Source organism: Gillisia sp. Hel_I_86 (genome assembly GCF_007827275.1).
Lineage (GTDB): Bacteria > Bacteroidota > Bacteroidia > Flavobacteriales > Flavobacteriaceae > Gillisia.
This window is the reverse complement of sequence record NZ_VISE01000001.1, coordinates 4037772-4061572: the sequence shown is the minus strand read 5'-3', so window position 1 is coordinate 4061572 and position 23801 is coordinate 4037772. Positions and strand designations below refer to the sequence as shown.

At 37.6% G+C, this 23801-nt stretch carries 19 protein-coding genes and 1 pseudogene; 5 read left to right on the top strand and 15 right to left on the bottom strand.

Going from position 1 to position 23801, the window contains the following annotated elements:
• Positions 1-249: 249 nt before the first annotated feature.
• A pseudogene (tnpA, locus tag JM83_RS18100) lies at positions 250-651 on the top strand (IS200/IS605 family transposase).
• 138 nt (positions 652-789) lie between these two features.
• On the opposite strand, the gene JM83_RS18095 reads toward tnpA, so the two are convergent.
• The 13 genes from JM83_RS18095 to JM83_RS18035 all read right to left on the bottom strand — a co-directional run bounded on the left by JM83_RS18095 (position 790) and on the right by JM83_RS18035 (position 12096).
• Positions 790-1197, bottom strand: coding sequence for a DUF488 domain-containing protein (locus JM83_RS18095; protein WP_144963490.1), 408 nt, complete (start codon positions 1195-1197; stop codon positions 790-792).
• Between the two features lie 70 nt (positions 1198-1267).
• The gene (locus tag JM83_RS18090) at positions 1268-1561 is read right to left on the bottom strand and encodes a cupin domain-containing protein (protein WP_144963489.1); all 294 of its coding nucleotides are present in this window, start codon (positions 1559-1561) and stop codon (positions 1268-1270) included.
• A 2-nt stretch (positions 1562-1563) separates the two neighbouring features.
• On the bottom strand, positions 1564-2466 hold the full coding sequence (locus JM83_RS18085; RefSeq protein ID WP_144963488.1) for a tryptophan 2,3-dioxygenase family protein: 903 nt from the start codon (positions 2464-2466) through the stop codon (positions 1564-1566).
• A gap of 53 nt (positions 2467-2519) precedes the next feature.
• The gene (locus JM83_RS18080) at positions 2520-2909 is read right to left on the bottom strand and encodes a group III truncated hemoglobin (protein WP_144963487.1); all 390 of its coding nucleotides are present in this window, start codon (positions 2907-2909) and stop codon (positions 2520-2522) included.
• A gap of 83 nt (positions 2910-2992) precedes the next feature.
• Positions 2993-3415, bottom strand: coding sequence for a cytochrome C (locus JM83_RS18075; RefSeq protein ID WP_144963486.1), 423 nt, complete (start codon positions 3413-3415; stop codon positions 2993-2995).
• 2 nt (positions 3416-3417) lie between these two features.
• Positions 3418-3687, bottom strand: a complete 270-nt coding sequence (locus JM83_RS18070; RefSeq protein ID WP_144963485.1) for a hypothetical protein — start codon at positions 3685-3687, stop codon at positions 3418-3420.
• 5 nt (positions 3688-3692) lie between these two features.
• Positions 3693-4706 carry a cbb3-type cytochrome c oxidase subunit II gene (locus JM83_RS18065; protein WP_144963484.1) on the bottom strand — a complete coding sequence of 338 codons (1014 nt, stop codon included), beginning with the start codon at positions 4704-4706 and terminating at the stop codon, positions 3693-3695.
• A gap of 14 nt (positions 4707-4720) precedes the next feature.
• Positions 4721-6529, bottom strand: coding sequence for a cbb3-type cytochrome c oxidase subunit I (locus tag JM83_RS18060; protein WP_144963483.1), 1809 nt, complete (start codon positions 6527-6529; stop codon positions 4721-4723).
• 118 nt (positions 6530-6647) lie between these two features.
• Positions 6648-7082 carry an RrF2 family transcriptional regulator gene (locus JM83_RS18055; protein WP_144963482.1) on the bottom strand — a complete coding sequence of 145 codons (435 nt, stop codon included), beginning with the start codon at positions 7080-7082 and terminating at the stop codon, positions 6648-6650.
• 170 nt (positions 7083-7252) lie between these two features.
• The gene (locus JM83_RS18050; RefSeq protein ID WP_144963481.1) at positions 7253-8464 is read right to left on the bottom strand and encodes a hypothetical protein; all 1212 of its coding nucleotides are present in this window, start codon (positions 8462-8464) and stop codon (positions 7253-7255) included.
• Between the two features lie 130 nt (positions 8465-8594).
• Positions 8595-10844 carry a nitric-oxide reductase large subunit gene (locus JM83_RS18045; protein ID WP_144963480.1) on the bottom strand — a complete coding sequence of 750 codons (2250 nt, stop codon included), beginning with the start codon at positions 10842-10844 and terminating at the stop codon, positions 8595-8597.
• An 88-nt stretch (positions 10845-10932) separates the two neighbouring features.
• Positions 10933-11664 (bottom strand): iron-sulfur cluster repair di-iron protein, encoded by a 732-nt coding sequence (ric, locus tag JM83_RS18040; RefSeq protein WP_144963479.1) that lies wholly within the window; start codon positions 11662-11664, stop codon positions 10933-10935.
• Positions 11665-11784: 120 nt separating this feature from the next.
• A complete protein-coding gene (locus JM83_RS18035) occupies positions 11785-12096 on the bottom strand; it encodes a hypothetical protein (RefSeq protein WP_144963478.1) in 312 nt (103 codons plus the stop codon).
• Positions 12097-12432: 336 nt separating this feature from the next.
• On the opposite strand from JM83_RS18035, the gene JM83_RS18030 reads away from it, so the two are divergent.
• From JM83_RS18030 to JM83_RS18015, 4 genes are all read left to right on the top strand, one after another.
• Positions 12433-14142 (top strand): potassium channel family protein, encoded by a 1710-nt coding sequence (locus tag JM83_RS18030; RefSeq protein ID WP_144963477.1) that lies wholly within the window; start codon positions 12433-12435, stop codon positions 14140-14142.
• A 228-nt stretch (positions 14143-14370) separates the two neighbouring features.
• Positions 14371-14889, top strand: coding sequence for a DUF4494 domain-containing protein (locus tag JM83_RS18025; RefSeq protein WP_144963476.1), 519 nt, complete (start codon positions 14371-14373; stop codon positions 14887-14889).
• A 575-nt stretch (positions 14890-15464) separates the two neighbouring features.
• Positions 15465-16871, top strand: a complete 1407-nt coding sequence (locus JM83_RS18020) for an exonuclease domain-containing protein (RefSeq protein WP_144963475.1) — start codon at positions 15465-15467, stop codon at positions 16869-16871.
• A 405-nt stretch (positions 16872-17276) separates the two neighbouring features.
• Positions 17277-19121, top strand: coding sequence for a DNA/RNA non-specific endonuclease (locus tag JM83_RS18015; RefSeq protein WP_144963474.1), 1845 nt, complete (start codon positions 17277-17279; stop codon positions 19119-19121).
• A 109-nt stretch (positions 19122-19230) separates the two neighbouring features.
• Here JM83_RS18015 and JM83_RS18010 read toward each other — a convergent pair whose 3' ends face one another.
• Positions 19231-20415 (bottom strand): IS256 family transposase, encoded by a 1185-nt coding sequence (locus tag JM83_RS18010; RefSeq protein ID WP_144963473.1) that lies wholly within the window; start codon positions 20413-20415, stop codon positions 19231-19233.
• Positions 20416-20768: 353 nt separating this feature from the next.
• On the bottom strand, positions 20769-23801 hold the full coding sequence (locus JM83_RS18005; protein WP_144963472.1) for an AAA family ATPase: 3033 nt from the start codon (positions 23799-23801) through the stop codon (positions 20769-20771).

Genomic DNA, 23801 nt, shown 5'->3' with positions numbered 1-23801 from the left:
GGCTTGTCCCTAGGTTCTTGATTTGAAAAAACTAAAATTAAGAGATAAATTGGAATTTATCAAATCTGGATTAAAATTTATTCATATTTATTGTTTTAATTTTTCCTTCCGAAGGACGATAAATAGAACCCTGTGATAAATTCACTGAAAATGTTCTTTACTTATCATTGAAAAACCAGCGTCTTTGACGGTGGCCATGTTATAAAGGCTTTGCCATTTTTTAGGTTTGCCCATCTAAAACTTTTTAAGATGAGCAAATATAGAAAATTAACACATATGTATTACAAATGTGACTACCACATGGTGGTCACACCCAAGTATAGCTTTCAGATACTTGAAGGCATGGTCCAATCATTAGTTGAGCATGATTTGCAAGTAATTAGTACATGGAAAGATGTAATGGTGTTAGAAATGAATATGCAAAAAGACGACGTTCATCTAGTTTGTTCGGTTCCTCCAAAAGTTTCAATATCGGAATACATGGGGTTTTTGAAAGGAAAGATTGCAATAAAACTTTTCAAAACTTATCCAAGTTTGAAACAAAAGCCCTAGTGGGGCAATCATTTTTAGTCCAGAGGCTATTTTGTGAGCACAGTAGGGTTAGAGGAGGATATGATAAAACGGTATGTAAAATATCAAGAACATCACTGATGAGTCTTATGCCCCTTTAGGGCTAATCTGAAAATCAACGCCATCGTCTTTAACGGTGGTTTTTTATTGTTTATATTTTTTTTGTTATAATTTAATCCTTCATCGAGGGTTTAATTCCCCGAGGCTTGCCTCGAATTTTTAAAAATGGTCTCCAATGTATACCTCGTGGACTTGCCCCGAGGTTCTTGATTGAGATTTCAATATTTCTTTCAAAACTGCTGCCTGATTATGTTCTTTATCTTTGGCACCGTATAAAAGACAAACCTGTTTATCTTGTGCGATTTCTTTAATACGTTCCAAATCTTCTTGTTTATCTTTTAGCTCTTTTTTGTAACGCTGATTAAATTCCTTGAATTTATTAGGGTCATGATCAAACCATTTTCTAAGTTCGTCTGAAGGCGCCAGATTTTTATTCCATTCATCTAATTTTGCATTTTCTTTTGATACGCCCCGCGGCCAGATTTTATCCACCAGTATCCGGTAGCCATCGTTATTTGATACTTCGTCATAAACCCGCTTTGTCTTGATTTTTAATTTCTTGCTCATGATTCAGTCTTTAGAGTTCTATTTTTTTAGAAATTCATATATCAATTTTTTAGATTTCTTATCAACTTCCTTATTTAAAGTTTATGTCAGAGTCTGCTCCCATGATAACAACGGCTTTAAAATCCTTTATAATTTCCAAGGTGTGTTCCACCCCGGCCGGAACAATAAAAACAGCTCCCTGTTTTAGCCTATGGTCTACATTTGGCATTTTTAAAAGAGCCTCGCCTTGGTGAACAACAATTACAGCCTCTTTGGTGGTATAGTGGGGTGGCATTCTCATTCCAGCCAAAGCGGTTACCTGTAATGTTTTTAAGGAGTCTCCTATATCCAAGGGCGTTAATTCGGGTTTTTGTATTTTTTCCATATCTATATATTATCTTCCTCTAACGAATCTTTTTCTGTCCACAACGAAGGGAAGAATTTTCGCTGCTGAAATTTAGGGTGCAAATATTTTTTCCATTCGGAACCTCCGGTGGCTGCTTTATTTTCACCTTTTTTGTCCAGATAATGTTCTGCCGTGTTAAGGTGTACCAGTGGCCACTTCACGTTATAAAGGATATCGAATTCCAATAATTTTTTTTGTAATGCTTCAGAAGGATTTTTTAGAACAAGAAATTTTTCTTCTAAGGTCTTGCCCTGTACTTTTTTAGCTAATATTATTAAAGTATCGAGATATTTTTCTTCAAACTGAAGCATGGTGAGGGTTTTAGTACCTGTCTTCTTGTTAATGCCAGCTTCCTTCCAGTAAATATTTTCAAAATAATCTTCTATGGAAGGGGTGGGAGGCAACTGTTTTTTGCCTTTTTGGTTTACCAAGTTTTCCAACCTTGTACAATAAATTTCTATGTATCTAAACTGTACACTTTGGAATCCGCTAGCGGGGGCCAGGGTTTTTCTAAATTGGTTATAATCATCATAGTCCATTCCATCTTTCATAATATCAAAAGAGTTGATGAGCATACTTGCATAGCGGTTCATCCTGTTGATTTTGTCCAACCACATTTCTTCGGAAAAACTTTCAGCTTCCACCAACTGTTTAATTTCATGAAACAGCATTTTTAAAAGTAATTCTGTCATTTGATGGTACATAATAAAGATTGCTTCATCTTTAAAATCCGTACGGGGTCTTTGCAGGGACAAAAGTGTTTCCACCCCAATATAATCCCAATAATTGATGGGTTTGGAATGTAAAAGCCCCTCCAAATGCGTATCAGGATTTTCTCCTAAATCGCTATATTTTTTTGCTATTTTTTGATGTAAATGCGACATGATTAAGTTTTAATTTTTTTCTTCTGAAGTTTTAAAGAAATAATTTTACAGGCTTATATCAAAGGTTTGGAATTGGTTTTTTGATAATGCGCAATTTTAAGCTGAAACATCTCTGCCATTTTATTTGCGCGCCATCGGGCTTCTTCGGCTTTTTCCCCCTCAAATAGCTCATCCAGGGTTTCATAAAATAATTCCAACCACCTGTCAAAATGTTTTTTGCTCACAGGCAAGTTCATGTGAGGCATAAAAGGAGCGCCATAATAAGTATGTTCTTCTAAAAGAACCGTCTGCCAGAAACTGTACATTTTCTCCAAATGTTTTGGCCAATTATCTTGGATCACGTTATTAAAAATGTCTGCTAGCAGCTCATCTTGCTGTACTTTGGCATAGAAGGCATCTACCAGTTGTTTAATATCGTTAATATTTAAAATTTCTTTCTGCATAAATCTTTAATTTTATTTCCTATTCAGAGGTGTCTTTTGAGACTTGCTCAAGATTTTCGATTAGCCATGAGGGTCAATAACAGCTAAAAAAATGATTTATAGAGTTCCGGGCTCCAATACATGATTATATAGAATACTCCGAAAGCTACAAATATGATAAGTAATGCCCACACCCAAGCAGGAATTGCTTTTGGTGTTTCAGAGCCCCTAATCACAAAAAAATCGTTGGTCTCGCTCCCATAGGCATTAATGGTAATGGGGATTTGAGTGTCTATTATTTCATTCTCTTTTAAGCCCACTACAGATATTGCCGGGCCATTTCGCACTACAAAAGGGATTTCCCGAACCCCCTCAACCCCGTTGGAGGATTTGGCCACGATTTTTAATGTATGCTTGCCATCGGGTATTTTTGTGCTGTCAAATACAATTTTCACCGGTGGTGCAAAAGCCGCAAAAGGTTTTGGGTCATCATCCAAAAATACTTTTATGATCCTATTGTCTTCCATCTTTAAAATCCTTCGTTTTTCACAATGTTTTTAATATGCCCCAGATTGTTCTCTTTTGGTTTTATGAGATATTTGAGGCTTAGAAACAAGGTAATCCCCACAATGATAATTGCAGACCAAATGATTATATAATCCAATGTTCCTGATGGGCCGGCACCATGGGTAATATTCTCAAAGCCTTTGGGCTGATTTTTTTTACAAAGCTCACAAGCAATGGCAAAATCGAAACTCAATAAAAAGACTGCTGTTAATAGGATTGTGATCTTTTTCATTTTTTTTATTGGTTTAATTCATTATTGATGTAGTCCCTTATTTTCTTCACATCTTCTTCTTTAACAGCAGGAGCATCATTACCCCAGCTAGTCCGCTCGTGGGTTGCAATGGCCGCGATTTCGGCATCGGAAAGTTGATCGGCAAAAGGGGGCATCACTCCAAATTCACTTCTTGCATCATATCCCTGGAGGATAATTTTAATAAGCATTTCAGGATTTTCATCATTTACAAATCCGCTTCCAACCAGAGAAGGAAAGGCCCCTGGAATTCCTTTTCCATTTGCCTGATGGCAGGCAACACAGCTGGTATTATATAATTTTTCACCGCTAAGGCCAGCATTGTTATTGCTGCCTTCCGTATTTCCTGTTTGAATTTTCTCTAAAGCCGGAATAAATAATGGGGCACTTCCATCGGGCAATTTGGTTTGTTTTAATGATTTTAAATAGGCTACCAATTGCAAAGCTTCTTGGGTCGCCACAACTTTTTTACCGGGCTTATTATAAAATTCTTTTGGGATAGGGATTATCACATCATCTTGGGTAACTGCCGTACTATCCATTTCTTTGAACAGCCAGGAATAGGATGGCATTATAGATTCTGAAACTACCGAACGAGGATTATATAAATGCATTAAATGCCAATCCTCACTAGGTTGCCTTGCACCAATATTGGTTAAATCGGGACCTGTGCGCTCACTGCCCAAAAGGGAAGGGGATTGTCTCCATACATCCAAACGTTGTTTACTGTAAAAATAATCTGAAGGGAGGGAAGGCCTGTCGCCCCACATATCATCCATCGCTATACCACGGACCTGTTGTGTATGGCAGGCAGCACAATTTTCTGAAACATACACCCGCAGTCCTTTTTTTTCTTGGGGTGTCAATGGTTCTTGAGAAGGTATGGGCACCGTAGCCTGCATTTGAAAAGCGGGTACTATTGCTACAAGAATACTTAAGGCCACAAATATTATAAGGGCTGTGAGCACTAAGTTTTTATGTTCTTTATGGAAATTGAGCATTTTTAAAAATTATATTAAACAGTAATTTCTTCTACCGCTCCATCTTTTTTAAGTACTGGAACTGTTTTTCGGTCTTTGATTATATAATAGAAATTATAGGCAAAAACAAGATGAGAAGCAAACATGAGCGAGCCTCCAATTGCACGCCAAACCCAGTAGGGTTTCATCAATATTACAGACTCTATAAAAGCATTGCCTTCTATCCAGCTTAGTCCTCTATAGGTACCACCCGCCATAAGAGAAACCATATATGCAAAAAGACCTATAAATGCCATCCAAAAGTGGGCGCCTACTAGTACCTGAGGTGGTTCTTTGCCTGTTAATTTTGGGAGAATGGCATAAATTGCCGCCCATAAAAAAAATGCAATTATACCATACATGGTCATATGGGAGTGAGCCACATTAAAATCGGTAAAATGCCAAACGTAATTGGTAAAACGAAAAGCCTGCAAGCTCCCTTGAGTGGAGCCTACAAAATAAAATAGGGTTCCAACCAGAAAAAAGGGCAACACATAACTCTTGGAAATATGGCTCCAGCTTCCCTTCATCGTCATGAAAAAATTTGTGGTCCCCGCAACAACAGGAATAAACATTCCAGCGCTAAATACTATGGCGGTTGTTTGCAACCACCAGGGCAGGGGGCTAAATACAAAATGATGCGTCCCAATCATCGTATAAAAAAGCATTTGGGTCCAAAAAGCCAAAACCCCTAAGGAATAAGAATAAATAGGCTTGTTCAAGGCAGAAGGTAGATAGTAATATACCAGCCCTAGAGTAAAAGTCATGAACCACATTCCTACGCCTTGGTGCATATAATATCCTTGAATCACGGTTTCTCCCAAACCATCCTGATAAAAGGGCAAATATCCTATAATGGCCAGTACAATAGTCCATATTAAGGAAGCGAGAATAAACCAGTTGGAGATGTATATTTCTGAAATTTTTCTATTTGCAACCGTTCTGTAGAAGTTAAAAAAAGTGATTACAAGAGCAATGGCAAAGAGCAGCATTACCGGCCAAATATATTCACGATATTCACCGCCTCCATTATTTATACCCGCCATTAGAAAAATGCTTCCCAATATTATTGTGGAATTAATAAGCGCCCAAGCTCGCCATGCCCATTTATAGCTATATATTATAGTATTGGAGGTACGGGCAATCACAAAATAGCCCAGTCCTATCATGGCCAGGGAAGACCAGCCCCAAAATACCATATTGGTATGTACAGGGCGTAATCTGCCAAAAGAAAGCCAGGATTGGTTATCCATTTGGGGCCAAATAAATTTCATCCCCAAATATTGTCCTATTAAAGTTCCCAATACCAGCCAGCCAATAGCTGCTCCAATGTAATAAATAACAATTTTCTTGAGGGGTTCCGGGGTTTCTAGACTAAGTGAAGTTTTTTTCTTTTCATCGAAATATGCATTATTGGGATCGTTAGTGATTTTTTGGATCAATCCTTTTTTATCGTATACCTCATTTTCTCCACTTAGTTCATTTCCTTTTAGCCTATAGTTAAGTGCTGCTTTTCTCTTTCCAAGAATAGTATCAATTTGCCCCTCTTCCATGGCGATAATCTCATCGTCAAAAGCCGTTCGGGATTTAACCTCTTGTTTCTTTTTAATTGAATCTAAATAGGAATTTATGCGTATCAAAAAAATAGCAATTGCCACCACCATAACAATGGTGATCAATATAAAAGTACCTAATATTCCCGGGCTTGTCATCCAACTATCCGTAGATATGTTTTTGCTTTGGGCATGAATTATCTCCGGTAAGAACAGGGTGGATATGAATATTATATATTGAAGTATTTTCATAAAATGGATATTAAGGCCTTTTTTATCATTTTTTAATCCCTCATTGAGCATATAATTCCCCCAGACCTGTCTAAAACATTCAGGCGGGCTTGCCATGCGGTTCTAGATTTATAAATTTTTATCTTTTTAAGTAAGTGAGGCCAACTTCCAATCCCGTTGCCAATTCATAAAGACTTGTATTACGTAGCATTTTTTTAAGTTCATCCCGAATACCCACAAATTTGTCATGTAACGGGCAAGGCTTACTGGCATTGCATTCATTGAATCCTAAGGCGCAACCTATGTAAATTGAATCCCCATCTATTGCAAAAACAATTTCACTAAGTTTAATGGAATCTATTTTTTCTTTTGGTATCTCAAATCCTCCCGAAGGGCCTTTCACCGAAATCAAAATATTGTGTTTTGCTAATTGATGTAAAACCTTAGCGGTAAAAGCAACTGGGGAATCTATCGCACTTGCAATTTTCTTAAGGCTTATCCTTTTTCCCTCCAGTGACTGCAGGGCTATATATGTACTGGCTTTAATACCATATTCACAAGCTTTTGAAAACATCCTTAAACGAATTTAATAATGGCAAAGGTATACTATTTTATTATTTCTGACAAAATTATCGGAAATAAGTAATTTATTATTTTCCGATCAAAAAGGGATCGATATTCTTCTGAATTACATGAAACATGACTTTAAGGCTCGGGGAACCATGAATCTTAAATTCTGCCAGTTTAAACCTTAATTTTTGAGTAAAAATTTTTCGTCATCAAAGCACCCACGGCTAGAGGGATAAGAGCACTTATTACCAACAGTAAAATAGGGTGTTCAGAAAATGCAGGCCATCTTAGCCAGAGTTGCATGGCTTTATAAAATATGAGAAATTCAGAAAAGACGAATCCGATAATATATAGTGCCATTATGGATCCATTAAGCCTTACCAATTTAAAATGTTCCAAAAAAGCGAACAGGCATAGGCTTACTACTCCCAGAAAAGTCCAGTGTAAATAACCAATTACGAAATCTTTATAATGAAAGGCCAGGTTGGCAAAATAGGGGATGGCACTAATTAGCTGAAAAATAATTTTTACAAACAATAAAAGACCGCTAAGCTTTAAAAGTTTTAGAACAATTGGAGAGAGTCTCTTTTTAAGGATCGGCCATGCATTTTGAACAATCCTGAAAAAATATAGGAAAGCCATTACTTGGATTGTCGCCCCTATAGCAGCTAGAATATAAAATATTGCCGGCGGCTTCGTCCATAGAACCGAAAGGAAAAAGCTGAGGACAATGCTTAAGTTGATCAGAAGAAAAAAGTTTTTGAATTTTTTCTGCTCGATTTTTATGGAAAAAAGTTCCAGTAAATAGAACAAAACACCTACCAACGCGAGTATAAACCAGCCGTTATATTGAAAATGCAGATAGAAATAAATGGAAAGTTTATACCAGATAGAAGTACTTCCTAAAGTAGACATAATACCTCCAATTGTCCAGGGCCCAATACTGGAGAAAAGCATATACCAGATGGAGGCTTTTATGCATACATAAGAGGGAGTATTTTTAAATTTTTTTGGAATATGTTTAAAAAAAAACCATCCTAGCCAATACGTGGCCAATAAAAAAAGTGTAGAGAAAACAATGGAAAACAAAGCATATCCTTGAAAAGGAAAGCTGAGCAACATTCCTAGGATACAAATGTTGGTAAACCATATAATTCTTTTATAGAGTTGGGTTTTTTGGACTTCAGAGAAGTAGAGCTTATAAATAAGAGTGATCAAAGCAATATATACCCAGCCCAAAAGTGCGACGTGGGAATGGGCATGCACTATAAACCTGTAATTCGCTGGAATTGGAAGAATATAAAATAGCCTTAAAAACACGCCCATTAAACCCACCAGCAAAAAATAGGCAAGGGCAATGTTGGTATGTTTTTTTAAGAGCTGCACAAATAGACAAGTTTATTAGAATTATTCGATGTAAATATAAAAAGGGACAGTTTAAATCCAACAAATTACAGGTCCTGATTTCTCCTGCATAATTTAGATTTTAAAACCGCCCCTTCTTTTCTTTTAACTTTTACCTTTTTTCTATAGGGATTCCTTTATTCCGGTTCATGGTAAAGACAAACCACACAAAAGCTACGAGCCCAATGGCAAATATAGTATCACCTATTACGCGCAGCCATCTCAGGGTATCCATCCCCGGTTGCTGCATAAATTCTGCAGAACGGGCATACCACATTCCTTCATTCACACTAGCTATTGTTTGTAGTAACCCAATAGGCAGAACGCTTAATAACACCATTAATAGTAAACCGATGTTTATGGACCAGAAGCTGAAACTTAGTAATTTATTGTTCCAAACTTTAAACCTATAAAGGCTTCGCAATACAAAAAGCATCAATCCTATGCCCAACATCCCATAGACCCCGAACAGTGCCGTATGCGCGTGGACTGCCGTAGTGTTCAATCCTTGCATATAGTACAATGCGATAGGTGGATTTATAATGAAACCGAATATCCCAGCCCCCAGAAAGTTCCAAAAAGCCACTGAGATAAGGCAGTATATGGGCCATTTATAGTCTTTAAGCCATTGGGTAGCCTTGCTAAGCATATAATTTTCATATACTTCGTAGCCAATAAGTACCAACGGGACTACTTCCAAAGCACTAAAAGTTGCTCCAAGAGCCATGACCGCGGTAGGAGTTCCACTAAAATAAAGATGATGAAAAGTTCCCAATATCCCTCCAGACAAGAAAATGATAGTTGCCAAAAGCACACTAAGCGTTGCAGTTTTGGTACGCAGTAGGCCCAACCTTACAAAGAGGAACGCCGAAACCACGGTAGCGAAAACTTCAAAAAAGCCTTCTACCCAAAGGTGCACCACCCACCAGCGCCAGTATTCGGCAATGGCGAGGTTGGTTTGTCGCCCCCACATTAAGCCGGCTCCATAAAACAACGCGATGGCTGCTGAAGAAACCAAAAACATGATCAATAAATTCTTTTCTGAGGTTTTACTTCTTATCACCGGAAGGAGAGGCCTAACCATAAGTGCTAGCCAAACAAACAATCCTATAAATAGAAAGATTTGCCAAAAACGGCCAAGATCCACATATTCATAGCCTTGATGTCCAAACCAGAAATTTTCGACCAGCCCAAGTTTTTGCATTACGCCCATCCATTGTCCCGCCATGGATCCAAGTACAATAATAAGGAGGCAGATAAAAAGGAAATTGACCCCAAATGTTTGATATTTTGGATCTTTCCCAGAAACTGCAGGAGCAATATATAGACCGGTGGCCAGCCAAGCTGTGGCGATCCAAAGGATCCCCAGTTGTACATGCCAGGTCCTGGATATAGAATATGGTAGAAAATCCGCCAATTTAAAGCCATAAAAAGCATCGCCTTCCACGCCATAATGGGCAGTTATAACCCCAAAGGTTACCTGAATCAAAATAAGCAGGCTCACCACCCATAGGTATTTCTTGACGGCGAGCATGGATGGGGTGATGGTTTGCCTCATCAAAGGATCTTCGACCGGCCTTTCCGGCTGCTCTTCTTCTTTTATGCGGGCGTGGTAAAAAATCATCATTCCAATTCCGAAGAGAAGCAGGATAATGCTAAAGCCAGTCCAAAGGAGTAGATCCCCTGTTGCTTTATTGCCTATAAGGTCATCTGGTGGCCAGTTATGTGTATAGGTAACATCAGATCCTGGCCTTTCTGTGATGGCCGCCCAGGAAGCCCAAAAGAAAAAGCCGGTCATTTGTCGCATCCTGGTTTCATCTTTTATGGAGTTCTTGGGGATGGCATAATTATTCCTAAGCTCATCCAACTCGGGATTTTCCATAAACAGGCCTTTGTAATAACTGTTCAAATACTCCACAGCTTTTGCCCGGATTGGAGAAATTGTGATTGTATTATTTGCTTGGGAATAGGTGTTTTCACGCATTTCTATCTGCAAGCGGCGTTCCAGGCCAGCTTGTTGTTCACTGCCAAGATTTTCATAAGGTATCGAGTACTCATCCTCGGACCAGTAGTTCAGGATAAACAATGCTTCCCGGTGCAACCAGTCTGCCGTCCAGTCTGGAGCGGTATAGGCACCGTGCCCCCAAATAGAGCCTACTTCCTGGCCTCCCATACTTTGCCATACATTTTGTCCGTCTTTAATATCCTGGCCTTCAAAAACCACCCTACCATCCGAACTTACAATTCGATCTGGCATAGGGGGTGCTTTTTGATAAATTTCGAAGCCATAATATCCCAATACGGCAAAGGAAACACTAACAATTAGCCCAAAGGCTATCCAAAGTTTCTTTTCTTTAGACATATAAATTGATTTTAGATAAGAAAACCCAACAGGTCCCGATAGTTATTCGGGATAAAACCCTGTTAGGTTTAGGTTTGCGACAAAAAATTTAATTTTCACTAGATAGCTCCATTTCCAGTTGTGCAGAATTTGGGAACAGGATATTGTTCTCTAAATGTATATGTCTATGAAGGTCGTTTTCAAATTCCTGAAGCAATGCGAAGGTAACACGGTAGGTGTTGCACGCATCTTGGGGCGGAGTGTAATTATTGCTCAATTCATCAATTAGCCTAAAGCGTTCGCCTTCGGTTTCGTGTTCCACCATCATCATTTGGATGGGATTTTGAACAGTCCCAAAATGAGGTTTCTCCAGCTTGCTGCCCGTTTGTTTTGCCTGCACCATTTTACGGATTGCTGGGAAAAGGATGATTTCTTCCTTTTTCATGTGCGCTGCAAGTTCGCCGGCAGATTTGTTGAAATGTTCAGTGATTTCAAACAGTTCGGGATGGCGCTCCCCGTGTACTTTGCATAATTTTTCAAGGTAAGGCTTTAATACTGGGATTTTTTCCTCTACATATCGGTGGTGTTTTTTCTCGATATAATCCGCAAGGAGGTCTAAAGGCCAAGATTTAAAATCGATGGTACCTTCCTGTTTGCCTTGTTGTACTGCTTTTATTTCATTGATCAATACTTGGGCATCTAGTTTCTTCTTATCTGCTGCCTCTTGGATACTCCTGTTTCCCTGGCAACAAAAATCGATTTTGTGGTTTTTAAAAATTTGTGCGGTTCGGTAGTCTTCTGCTACTATTTGTCCGATTGGTTTTTCTGTTAAATTTTCCATTATTACAGGTTTCTAATTTTAATAATTTTTTCAAATTTCAACAACCCTTGAAACGTAAAATATGATATTTATCATAAAATGACAAAATTGTCAGAAATAGAGTTGTTCTTTTATAAAGAATTATCTTTTTTCCCAAAATAAATCCTCATAAATTTTCTCGGAATCTGTATTGAGATGTATTTTATTGATTTTCTCCAATTCTTCTTTCGTGGCTATTTTCTGAATTTCATTAAATAAAAGTCGTTCTTCAAAACGGATATGCGCTTCCAGCTCTTCTTTTAAAAGACTTAGGGAATTTTGGATATTTTCGTGCTCGTGAAAAAGATGTTCAAGCCGCCGATGTTCTTCTAAAGCACGTGCTATTAATGGATTTTTTGGATCTAATAGCGGAAAAATATAATCTTCTTCCAGCTTAAAATGAGGTTTAATCAATAGAATTCCCCGAGGCTCTGCCTCGGAGGTTTTAGAGGAAAGTTTGAAAACAGATGGTTTTCATAAAATGTTATAACTTTCTTCCGTTGAATACCCCGACGGCTCTGCCTCGGGGTAGTTTATTTAATAATAAATCTAATAGTCCTAATAATCCAATTTAAAATCTTTTCGTCCCAAGTTTCTTCAAATACCTTCTCTCTTTTTAAGCAAGAATATTTTTGGTGCTTAAAAGAGTATAAATGGATTTTCTTCTTGAATTAAGAAATCTTAACTTAAATTGTATGGGTTAAGAACCTAAAATAGGCAAGTTGCAAACCCTGTTTAGAAATAGAGATCATGAAATTTATAGGTAGTCAGTTAGTATATTATTTAAGGGACAGGGACTTTAAAAGAAACTCGAAGATATTAATTAGGTATTTGGCCTTTTTAGGAATTGTTATCTTTATTTATTCCATCCTTTTCCACATTATCATGACAGAGGTTGAAGGTCAAGATCATTCTTGGGTCACAGGCTTTTACTGGACACTTACCGTTATGAGTACGCTTGGTTTTGGAGATATCACATTCCAATCTGATATCGGCCGACTTTTCAGTATAGTGGTTCTGCTATCTGGAATTATTATGTTATTGATTGTTTTGCCCTTTGCCTTTATAAGGCATTTTTATGTTCCACTTTTAGAGTCACAAGCCAAAAATAGGGTTCCCCGCCAAGTTCCTAAAGGAACAAAAAACCATGTTTTAATATGTTCTTATGATGTCATAGCAAGGGATCTCACAGAACGGTTGAAGCAAGAGAATACCCTTTATTACATTATAGAAAACGATCTCGCAATAGCGCTCGAAAATCATGATGACGGTGTTCCCGTAATATTTGGAGAATTGGATAGCCAGGAAACCTTTATCCTTGCCAATATTAAGGATGCGAAAATGCTTGTTGTCAATAGGGATGATATTCTTAACACCAAGATCATTCTTACTATCCGGGCTATAACTCCTACTATACCAATTGTAGCCATAGCAACAGATGATGAATCGGTGCATGTACAGGAACTGAGTGGTGCCAATCATGTATTACCTGTAAAAAGGTGGCTTGGGGAACAATTGGCCAACAGGGTAAATTCGCAACTTGCAAAATCCCAACCAATAGGACAATATGAAGATCTGTTTATTGCAGAATTGCCCGTCCTATATACTCATTTGGTTTCTAAAACCATTAGAGAGGCCGGATTAAGACAAAAATTTGGGGTTAGTGTAGTAGCAATTTGGGAAAGAGGTAGGTTAAAACCAGTACATGTAAATAAAAAACTAACATTAGAAAGTGTTTTGGTCATAATTGGGAATAAAGATCAACTTCAAAGCATCGATGAACTCTTCTATGACCACAATATAAACCCTAATCCAGTTCTGGTAATTGGAGGTGGTAAAGTAGGACTGGCCGCGATAGAATTACTACATAAAAATGATATCCCGGTGAACCTAATTGATAAGGATCCGGAGATCTGCAAAAAAGCACGCCATATTTGTAATAAAGTATTCGCTGGGCGGGCCTCGGATTACGAACTTCTAAAAAAAGCTGGAATATTGGAAGCTCCTTCGGTATTGCTATCTACCAATGATGACACCATGAATATTTATCTTGCATCCTATTGCCGACAATTAAACAAGGAATTAAGGATAGTGAGCCGGATAACAGAAGCTCGAAATATTGATATTATCCATAGGGCAGGAGCTAATTTTGTATTGAGTTATGCAACTTTGGGTTCTGAAGCTGTTTTGTCTATTTCCAAAGGTCAGGAACTAACCATTCTCGGGGAAGGGATTACGTTGTTTATAGCCCCGACACCCCAATCTTTAGAAGGTAAATCACTTGCAGAATCTGGCATAGGTGCTAAAACAGGACTTTCAGTCATTGCCATAAAAGAGGGTCCACAAGTCATTACACTACTAACCGCAAATACCCTCCTTCCCCGGGGAGCTGAAATAGTCATGCTTGGAAATACTGAAATGAAAAATAAATTCAATGAAATATATCTGGAAGACGTCTAAAATTGAAATTTTGGTTAGTTCCTCCCTCTCCATTAAGAGATTATCAAATATCAAATAAAAGGTGCGCTATTCAGCGCGTGTTTATCGAGATTTACTTAAGCAACGAAGTAAGTTTTTTAGTTGCTTTGGATTAAAAATTAGATAAAAATAAAATTGTGAATATCTATTGGCAGGATTATCCTCTAAGCTTATTTTTAAAATTATATTTGGCATCCAAAAAATAAAGATATGAGCGCAACTTGGTACGAGTGTAAAGTAAAATATAGAAGAACACATGAAACTGGAGAACAAAAACTTACTACAGAGACTTATTTATTAGATGCAATTTCGTTTACTGAAGCAGAAACCAGGATTAAAGAAGAAATGGCTGCCTATACCAGTGAAGAGGTCTTAATTACCAATATAAAAGTGTCTAATTTATCAGAGGTTCATCCTTTTGAAAATTCCGATCGATGGTTTAAATCTAAAGTTTCTTTAATTGCTCTAGATGAAAATAGTGGGAAGGAGAAAAAAACCAATGTATATATTTTGGTTCAGGCAAATGATGTAAAAGAGGCTTTTGATAATACAACTCAAGCTATGGATAATACTATGGGAGACTACTCGATTCCTGCTATTACCGAATCTCCTATTGTAGATGTATTTCCATATTTCTCGGGAGAAAAAGAGAAATCGGAAAATTTAAATACTACAGAATCATCTGGAACCCCAGAAGCGAAAGTGCTGGAAAAAACAGAATTTGTGTGATCTTCCATTATTTTTGAAGGTCTAGAATTTTAATTTTGCAAAACCACCTCTTGATTTTAAAAGGTGGTTTTGGGGTATTAAACTCTAATCATATAGTACGTATAGTTTAGCCTAGAGTGCGAAAATTTCTCTGGGATCAGCTCCAATAATCGCAATTTGCCTCATTAAGTCCGCGCTGAAAAATATTGAGGTCTAAATAGGGTTCCTAAATATCAAATTGTAGAATTGACTAATTTTCACTTACTACTAAATGAAACACATTTTCTGAACACTTCGAGCAGTTTGAATCTGAATGTTGCATATATGTTAGTTGTTTAACGTAATCTGTTAATATATAGTTATTTACGGAATACGTTTTGCTCTATCTTAAAGTAATCATTTAACAAAGGAGGTATACATGGAAATAAAAATGTGATTGAAGTAAATTTTAAATTTATTAACTTTTAATCATTGAATTAGCCAAAGAAAGCTGAATCTTTGGGATTCAGCTTTCTTATTGGATTAAATCCTAAATTTGGGATATATTCCTTTTTGTAATTAATTATACTTACTTTTATAGCTTTCTAATTGATGAGATGAAAGATAAATTATTCGCGGTAATAGATGTAGAGACCACTGGCGGTGGGATTAATGGAAATAGCCTTACCGAAGTTTGTATTGTGCGGCTTAAAGGGGGAGAGATCCTAGATAAATATACCACCCTTATAAATCCAGAAAAACACATTCCTACTCAGATAACGGCTCTTACGGGAATCGATAATGAAATGGTGGAGAACGCACCAAAGTTTCATGAAGTAGCCAAAGAGATAGAGGATTTTATGCGAGATGCTATTTTTGTGGCACATAATGTAAATTTCGATTATAATGTCCTGCGCAATGAATTCAAACAGCTGGGATTCGATTTTAACCGTAAAAAGTTATGTACGGTGCGTCTCTCCAGAAAATTGATTCCGGGCTTATTTTCTTACAGTTTGGGGCGATTGTGCGATTCCATAAATATTCCACTTGTAAATAGACATAGGGCAGAAGGGGATACAGATGCTACCGTAATTTTGTTTCAGCGCTTGTTATCCTTGGATCCCGAAGGCAGGGTTTTTAATTCTTTCTTGCATGCACATTCTAAGCAAGCAACCTTGCCACCACATCTTTCCGCAAAACAAATTCATGAGTTGCCTGAAACACCTGGGATTTACTTGTTCAAAGACAAGCAGCATAAGGTGATCTATGCAGGCAAGGCTATTAATATTAAAAAGCGGGTTTTATCTCACTTTTATGATAAGATGAGCAAAGAATATCATTTGGGACAGGAAACTTACCATGTAGATCATGAAACCACGGGAAATGAATTGATGGCATTGTTGCTGGAAGCAGAATATATCAGGAAGCACTATCCAAAATTCAATAGGGCACAAAAGCGTCCTGGAATTACCTATCAGATCGTTAGTTATATAAATAAACGTGGGATAATTCAACTTGGAATTGGTAAGACAAAAAGAATACAGGATTCTGTTGGGACATTTTACAACAGGGCTTTAGCGACCGAAAAACTGGAGCTGTTATGTGACATTTTTAGGCTATGTCCCAGATATTGTACTTTACAGAGAAGTACTAAAAAATGCTCCCATTACAAGCTGAAGAATTGTGAAGGGGTGTGTGACGGCTCTGAATCTGTGGCAGAGTATAATTTAAAAGTAACTGAAGCCATACAAAGTTTAGGAGAAGAAAAACCTACCTATGTAATTAGGGAAAAAGGAAGGCATTTTGAAGAGGAGGCTTTTATTTTAGTGAAAGAAGGAAGGTATCAAGGTTATGGGTATTTAGGTGCTGAAGTTCAAATAGCTTCAATTGAAGATTATGAGCCTTTCTTGAAGTTCCAGGAATCCACTTTTCACACCCATAAAATTTTAAATAGCTATTTGCGAAAGCATGGCGAAAAGAATATTCGTTATTTAATAAATGAAGCGAATTTTGAGCTTTCTTGATTTCTGAAATTATTCATTAACACAGTTTATAATGGAAAACTAGATTGTTGATTTAGAATATATAAACTCCAAAATTTCTTCCCCTATTTTTAATTTTCGCTTCCATTTTATTGCGAAGAAAGTTGCGTTTCTATATTTTTTTGAGAAAAACCATCAATTATTTTTTCATTGCATTTAATCCATAATTTTTGTTGTTAGGGGTTAGACAGCGGTTCAAATTGTAATGAAATAATTCCATCAGTTATATAATTATTTCTGATTTTAAAAATATTTTGTTATTGATTAGTTAAAATTGTTAATAAAAACTTAATAATAATTAAAGAGCGCTTTAAGAATGCCAGGAAAAATGTAGGAAATTTAGTTCGTTGAAACTAACAGTACTAATTAATCTAACCAATCTTAGCGATGAAAAATTTCTCCCTACTAAAGTGGCTCTTTGCCATTCAATTTTTATTTATTCTTACTTCCTGTGAAAAAGATACAGAATTTGTAAGCCCAAATGCAGAGATCACTTCTTACGATTTTACAGTTACCGCAGAAGGTAATTATTTAGAAAACTTTGAAGGAGTTTCAAAAACCAGTTATGCTGGAGCTTCTGTTGCTTTTACAGATGGGGACTGGTATTTTAATGATGCGTTGATAGGTTCTCTGAAAGATGATCGCAAAACCGATTCGCGATCCGCAAGAATAAGAAACAGTGGAAGTCTTACTATGCAATTCGATCTTGTAGAAGGTGCCAAATCTATTTCCGTAGACTACGGCAAATTCGGGAGAGATAAAACTTCCAGCTTCGAAATATATTATTCCACAGATGCAGGTGCCAGCTGGACGAAAACGGGAAGCGCGATTACCGTGGATAAAACAACTTTAAAAACTGCAATATTCAACCTTAGTGTTAGCGGGAATGTTCGATTTGAAATCCGTAAAACTGATGGGTCTTCAAATAGATTAAATATAGATAATGTATTGGTGGTGCCTAACCCGCAAGCTGCTCCTCCTGCAGAGGGAACTATAGTAGAGGATTATGAGTCTGGATCTAAAGGAAGCTACGCATCAGGTCCAGTAACATTCCCAAGTGGAAATTGGCTTTTAACAGAAGCTTTGGTGGGATCGTTATCGGGAGATGCTAAAACAGGATTAAAATCTGTTAGAATTAGAGATGTAGGTTCTTTAGAGATGGAATTTGATGTAATTGGAGCACAAAATATAAGTTTTAATCATGCAGTATATGGAACCGATGGAGCAAGTACCTGGGATTTACAAGTTTCTACAGATAGCGGTGCCTCTTGGACCACATTAGGGGCAACCGTAACTTCAGCAAGTACTTCTTTAACAAATGTGAGTTATACTGTTAATTATGTAGATGCAGTTCGTTTTAGAATTGTAAAACTTTCTGGAAATGGAGATAGAATTAATATAGACGACTTTACTATAGATGGTACTGCAGTAGATCCTGGAACCGGTGGCGGTACTGGTGGAGGAGGTGGAGTTCCCGGGAGTGGGGCAGTTCACCTAACAATGGGAAATCCTTCTAATGCGGTTACTGATATTGCTTTTCCAACAAATTATTTATTAGAAAGGGAAGAATATACCATGTCCTATAGCAGAGATAAGGGAACAGCCAACTGGGTGAGCTGGCATTTGGATGAAGCATGGCTCGGCAGTGCGGCGAGACAAAATGATTTTAGAGCAGATAGTACAATTCCTTCGGGATGGTATCAAGTAAATCAGAATGACTATAGTCTTAGCGGATTCGATCGAGGGCATATGTGTCCTTCTGCAGACAGAACTTTATCTGTGGACGACAATTCCAATACTTTCTTTATGACCAATATGATTCCTCAGGCTCCAAACAATAATCGAATTGGTTGGGCTAGTTTAGAGAGTTATTGTCGTTCTATGTTGGCTGGTGGCTACGAAATTTATATTATCTCTGGAGGTTACGGTCTCGGAGGAGATGGATCTAATGGAGTGGCAAGCTATATAGCCAACGGGAATGTGCAAGTTCCTTCCAATACTTGGAAAGTGATTATGGTCATGGGAGATGGTAATGACGATGTAAACCGTGTGACTACAAATACACGGGTTATTGCTATAGATATGCCAAATAGCCAGTCCGTTTCGTCAGATTGGACACAGTATAAAACTACAGTAGATGATATCGAGATGAAAACTGGGTACGACTTTTTTAATCTGGTTCCAGATAATATAGAAAATGTTATTGAAGCGCGCGTAGATGCAGTGATGTAAATAGAATTGAATAGTTTAAAACAAAAAGCCCGCTCTAAAAGCGGGCTTTTTGTTTTAAGACACTATCCCACTAAGTGTGTAAGTTTAAAATAACAGGGGTTGGACTTTTTTAAAGTCTGACCCTTTTTTCATAGATCGTTAGGAACTGATTTAAGATTATCCCCCAGTTCCTGATGGGCATTGACCATTTTTTGGTTGCTTCCCGGACAGCCAAATATACTGATTTCATCACAGCATCATCTGTTGGGAAGGATAATTTGTTCTTGGTGTACTTCCTTATCTTTCCGTTCAGGTTCTCTATAAGATTGGTCGTATAGATGATTTTCCTTATCTCCAATGGGAACTCAAAGAACACCGTGAGCTCTTCCCAGTTGTCGCGCCAGCTCTTTATGGCATAAGAATATTTACCCTCCCATTTCTGGGCAAAATCTTCTAGGGCCATCTTAGCGGCCTCTTGGTTGGGGGCGTTGTAAATGTGCTTCATATCTGCGGTGAAGGCCTTTTTGTCCTTCCAGACCACGTACCTGCACGCATTCCTGATCTGGTGCACAACACATATCTGTGTCTTGGATTCAGGGAACACATTTTTGATCGTATCGGTAAAACCGTTCAGGTTATCGGTTGCTGTGATCAGTATGTCCTCTGTTCCCCGTGCCCTGATGTCCGTGAGGACGCTCATCCAAAATGCCGAGGATTCGTTCTTGCCCAGCCAAAGGCCCAACACCTCTTTCTTGCCATCCCTGCGCAGCCCCACCGCAATGTACACGGTCTTGTTGATGACCTTGGAGTTCTCCCTGACCTTGAAGACGATCCCATCCATCCAGACGATGAGATATACAGGTTCCAACGGGCGGTTCTGCCAGGCAATTATATCGCCCGAGACCATTTCCGTGATCCTTGATATCGTGGAGGTGGATATGTCAAAATTATAGACCTCACGTACCTGTTCCTCGATGTCGCTGTTGCTCATGCCCTTGGCATAGAGCGATACGATGACATTCTCTACCCCATCTATAACACTGCCACGTTTGGGTACGATCATAGGATTGAAAGAGGCTTCTCTATCCCTGGGGACCGAGATCTCGGCTTCTCCAAAAGATGTCTTTATCTTCTTTTTTGAATGTCCGTTGCGAGCATTACTGCTGACGGATTTTTGATGTTTTCCATAATCAAGATGACCTTCCAGCATCTTTTCGATGCCGCGCTTTTGAATCTCCTTTAAAAAACCAGTAAGCTCAGCACCAGTTTTAAATTGCTTGAGGAAATCGTCGTCAAATAAATCTTCTTTTCTCATAATATGTATAAATTAAAATTAAACAAAAAAATAGCGGGGGCATGCCCCCGCTATTTTTTAACTTACACACTTTAAGAGATAGTCCCTGTTTTAAACTTAATTTATAAAATTATTTGTCTAGTAAAAAAGATTTATTCTTCCTTTTTAAACTCATTCGCTTTTTTAATAATAGCCCTTAAGCGCTCTTTATGCGCTTCTTGTTCTTTACGGAGTTTGTTTTTTTTTCCTGTTTAATAGCTTAGTATGCTTTGCCTTGTTTTGAGTGTTCTTTTGAGCTCCTTTTTTTGCCATTTCTTTTATAAATTCAAAATTTAACATTCAGAATTCAATCTTAAATCTTGAACCCGCAACTTCTAACCTACCACTTCCAAACTACTATATCCTTGTCCGTTTCTGGTAAGTTTTATTTGAGTTGCAATGCGTTCTTTAAGAGAATCCACATGACTTATAATTCCTATGGTTTTTGAAGATTCTGCCTGAAGTTTTTCCAAGGTGTCCAGTGTCTGATCCAGTGTTTCAGGATCTAGAGTTCCAAAACCTTCATCTATAAAAAGACTGTTGATCTCCACATTTTTGGAAGCCAGGTCACTTAAGGCTAGGGCCAGGGAAAGACTTAAAATGAAAGTTTCTCCTCCAGAAAGTGTTTTCACCGAGCGACGTTGCCCGCCCATATGCTCGTCTATAGCCACCAAACCATCGTCCTCATCTTCTGTTGGCTTATCTATAAGATAGCGGTCGCTAAGATCGCTTAATCTTACATTGGCTAATTGCAATAGTTGAGATAGGGTGAGATCTTGGGCAAATTCGTTGAATTTATTTCCTGTTCGGTCACCAATAATGGTATTTAAAAGCCGCCATCGCAGTGTTTGCTTTTCTCGTTCTTCGATACTGGTTTTTAACTGATTTTGAGCTACCAGATTTTCTTGGTGATTTTTTAATAGCCGAGTACTTTCCCGATAGAGGGCCTGAATCTCCTTTAGGTTTTCTTGATTTAAACTAAGCCCTTCTTTGAGATCTTCTAAAGGTTTCTCAGTATCTTTTTTAAGGTTTTCTGAAAGTTGATCTTTTAATAGCTTGATGGATGTTAAAGATTTTTCTATCTCTGTTTTTAATGCCTCTTGCTTATTTCTAATTTTGAGATAATCATGATCTGGAAGCAGTGCTGCCCTTGCTTCAGCGATGGTTTTAAAACCTCTTTTTTGAATTGGAACTGCTAATTTTTGTTCTATTTGAATGATAGAACCCTGGTTCTTCGCTGCTTTATATGTTAATTTATTGTTTTGATCTTTTAAATATTGTTGTTCTTGTTGTAAACGGGTAAAACTACTTTGGAGATCCTTACTGTCTTTGGTAATATCGGTTCCTTTATAAATGGAACTCAATTTTGAAGCAATCGCTTGGCCTTTTTCCACAACGTTTTTGAGCTTTTCTATAATTGGAATGGCTTCTCCTGTTGCATTTAAGGTGGTATGTTCCTTTTCAAATTGCTCTAAAAGTTCCAATTTTTCTTCTAAATCCTGCACTTTTTGTTCCCAAGAAATTCCTTCTTTCAATTTTAGGTTTTGGAATTGTTCTTTAAATTTCTCAGATAAATTTTCCAGCTCGGCGGTAAGCTCTTTTTCTTTTATGTTTAAAGTGTCGTAATTAGTTTGGTGATTTACGAGATTTGCTTTTAAAGTTGCAAGTTCTTTGGTGTTGGCAGTAATTTTTTTATGAAGTTCATGGATTTTGGGACCTAGATCGCTTGTCTTTGTTGGTAAATGTGCAGCAAAAGGATGTTCCAAAGAACCACAAAGCGGGCAAGGCTCATTTTCGCTTAGTTTTGCCCTGAGCTCTGTTAAACTTGCGCGTAGTAATTGATTTTCCTTTTCTAAATTTAAATTAACAAAGGTTGCATTATCTCTTTGAAGGACTTGCTCGAGTCCTTTTATTTGCTTCGGAAGCTTATCTAAAAGTGGGGTAATAGTATTTTTTTCGGCAATAATTTTATCGAGTTCAGTTTTTGAAGTTTGAATTTTATCATGTTGCTTCTCCGCAAATCTACTCTGTTCTAATTCTAGCTTAAGTTTTCTGCTTTCTTGCCCAATAGCAGTAAAATCTATCTCCCTTAATCTTAATTTAAGATCTTGAATGTTTTTTGCTGAAGCGGCTTTGATCGTTTGAAGTTTCGCAAGATTTAAATCAGGATCTTTTTCAGGAATAAAGTTGAGAGGTCGCAAAACGCTATTTAAGGATTGATTTAAAAGATCCCAATCGCGTTTCTTTTCTTTTCGTTCTTCCTGCAGGCTTAAAACCTTGGCTGAAAAACTTTCTAACTGCCCTTCAAAAGTTGATTGGGTAACCGGTTCCTTAATCAGTTTTTCAAGCTGAAGCCTTATATGTTCTCGGGAACTGGAGTTTTTATCAATGTCCTGCGTAAATTTCTCCGCTTCTTGTTTTAAGTCTGAAGAGATTTGAAGATGAGAGCTCCAATTTCTAAGATCTTCGGCTACAAATTGCACTTTTTCATGTTGTTGCAATTGCAATCCAAATTCATCTGAAAATTCTTTTAAAGCCTTGGTTTCATCTTCTTGCCGTTCAGAAATTATAGCAATTTCCTTATGCTGATTGGAAATGACATTTTTAAGTTCCATGTTTTTGGAAAGATCATCTATCGTTTTGTTTAATTCGGTTATTTTATCTTCCTGAAACTTTGTTTCCGCAGAGAGTTCCAATTTTTTCTCATCACTTAATAAGCGTTCTTCAAGAAGCTGGATTTCATGTTGTTGTTTTTCTATTTCCTTGTTGAGTAGTCCATATTTTTCGTAGGCTTTCATTCCCAATTTCCGGTAAATTCCTGTGCCGGTTATTTTTTCTAAAAGAGCGCCCCGTTCCTTTTTATTCACTTTTAAGAATTGGGCAAATTCACCTTGAGCCAACAATACTGCCTTAATAAATTGATCATAACTCAATCCAATCAATTCTTCATTTTTAGCTGGTACATCAGACTTTTTTAGATCCAATAGGTTTCCTGAAGATAGGTCTATGATCTCCATTTCATGATCCCGCAACTTATCATTTCTATTGGTGTTAATACTCCATTTTGAAGAAAACATACCACTGTTACAATGGTAGGTTACCTTTGCCATGGCATCTTTCTGGTTGCGGGTAAGGATGGCACCAAATTTTAGAATGTCGTTTTTAGAAATTGTCCTGCCACCGGGAATTCTTGGAACCTGGTTAAAAAGCGCAATTGAGATCACATCCAGAATGCTGCTTTTCCCGCTACCAGTAGGTCCGGTAATGGCAAAAAGTGAGGATGCAGTAAATGGACTAGCCGTAAAATCGATCTCATGACTGCCCCTTAAAGAATTTATATTCTTGAATTCTATTTTTAAGATTTTCAT

Coding starts and splice junctions, on each gene's coding strand:
- JM83_RS18070 (WP_144963485.1), bottom strand. CDS start 3,687: ATGAAAAAGATCACAATCCTATTAACAGCAGTCTTTTTATTGAGTTTC.
- JM83_RS18065 (WP_144963484.1), bottom strand. CDS start 4,706: ATGCTCAATTTCCATAAAGAACATAAAAACTTAGTGCTCACAGCCCTT.
- JM83_RS18020 (WP_144963475.1), top strand. CDS start 15,465: ATGAAAGATAAATTATTCGCGGTAATAGATGTAGAGACCACTGGCGGT.
- JM83_RS18090 (WP_144963489.1), bottom strand. CDS start 1,561: ATGGAAAAAATACAAAAACCCGAATTAACGCCCTTGGATATAGGAGAC.
- JM83_RS18075 (WP_144963486.1), bottom strand. CDS start 3,415: ATGGAAGACAATAGGATCATAAAAGTATTTTTGGATGATGACCCAAAA.
- ric (WP_144963479.1), bottom strand. CDS start 11,664: ATGGAAAATTTAACAGAAAAACCAATCGGACAAATAGTAGCAGAAGAC.
- JM83_RS18015 (WP_144963474.1), top strand. CDS start 17,277: ATGAAAAATTTCTCCCTACTAAAGTGGCTCTTTGCCATTCAATTTTTA.
- JM83_RS18005 (WP_144963472.1), bottom strand. CDS start 23,801: ATGAAAATCTTAAAAATAGAATTCAAGAATATAAATTCTTTAAGGGGC.
- JM83_RS18055 (WP_144963482.1), bottom strand. CDS start 7,082: ATGTTTTCAAAAGCTTGTGAATATGGTATTAAAGCCAGTACATATATA.
- JM83_RS18095 (WP_144963490.1), bottom strand. CDS start 1,197: ATGAGCAAGAAATTAAAAATCAAGACAAAGCGGGTTTATGACGAAGTA.
- JM83_RS18085 (WP_144963488.1), bottom strand. CDS start 2,466: ATGTCGCATTTACATCAAAAAATAGCAAAAAAATATAGCGATTTAGGA.
- JM83_RS18060 (WP_144963483.1), bottom strand. CDS start 6,529: ATGAAAATACTTCAATATATAATATTCATATCCACCCTGTTCTTACCG.
- JM83_RS18045 (WP_144963480.1), bottom strand. CDS start 10,844: ATGTCTAAAGAAAAGAAACTTTGGATAGCCTTTGGGCTAATTGTTAGT.
- JM83_RS18010 (WP_144963473.1), bottom strand. CDS start 20,415: ATGAGAAAAGAAGATTTATTTGACGACGATTTCCTCAAGCAATTTAAA.
- JM83_RS18030 (WP_144963477.1), top strand. CDS start 12,433: ATGAAATTTATAGGTAGTCAGTTAGTATATTATTTAAGGGACAGGGAC.
- JM83_RS18025 (WP_144963476.1), top strand. CDS start 14,371: ATGAGCGCAACTTGGTACGAGTGTAAAGTAAAATATAGAAGAACACAT.
- JM83_RS18080 (WP_144963487.1), bottom strand. CDS start 2,909: ATGCAGAAAGAAATTTTAAATATTAACGATATTAAACAACTGGTAGAT.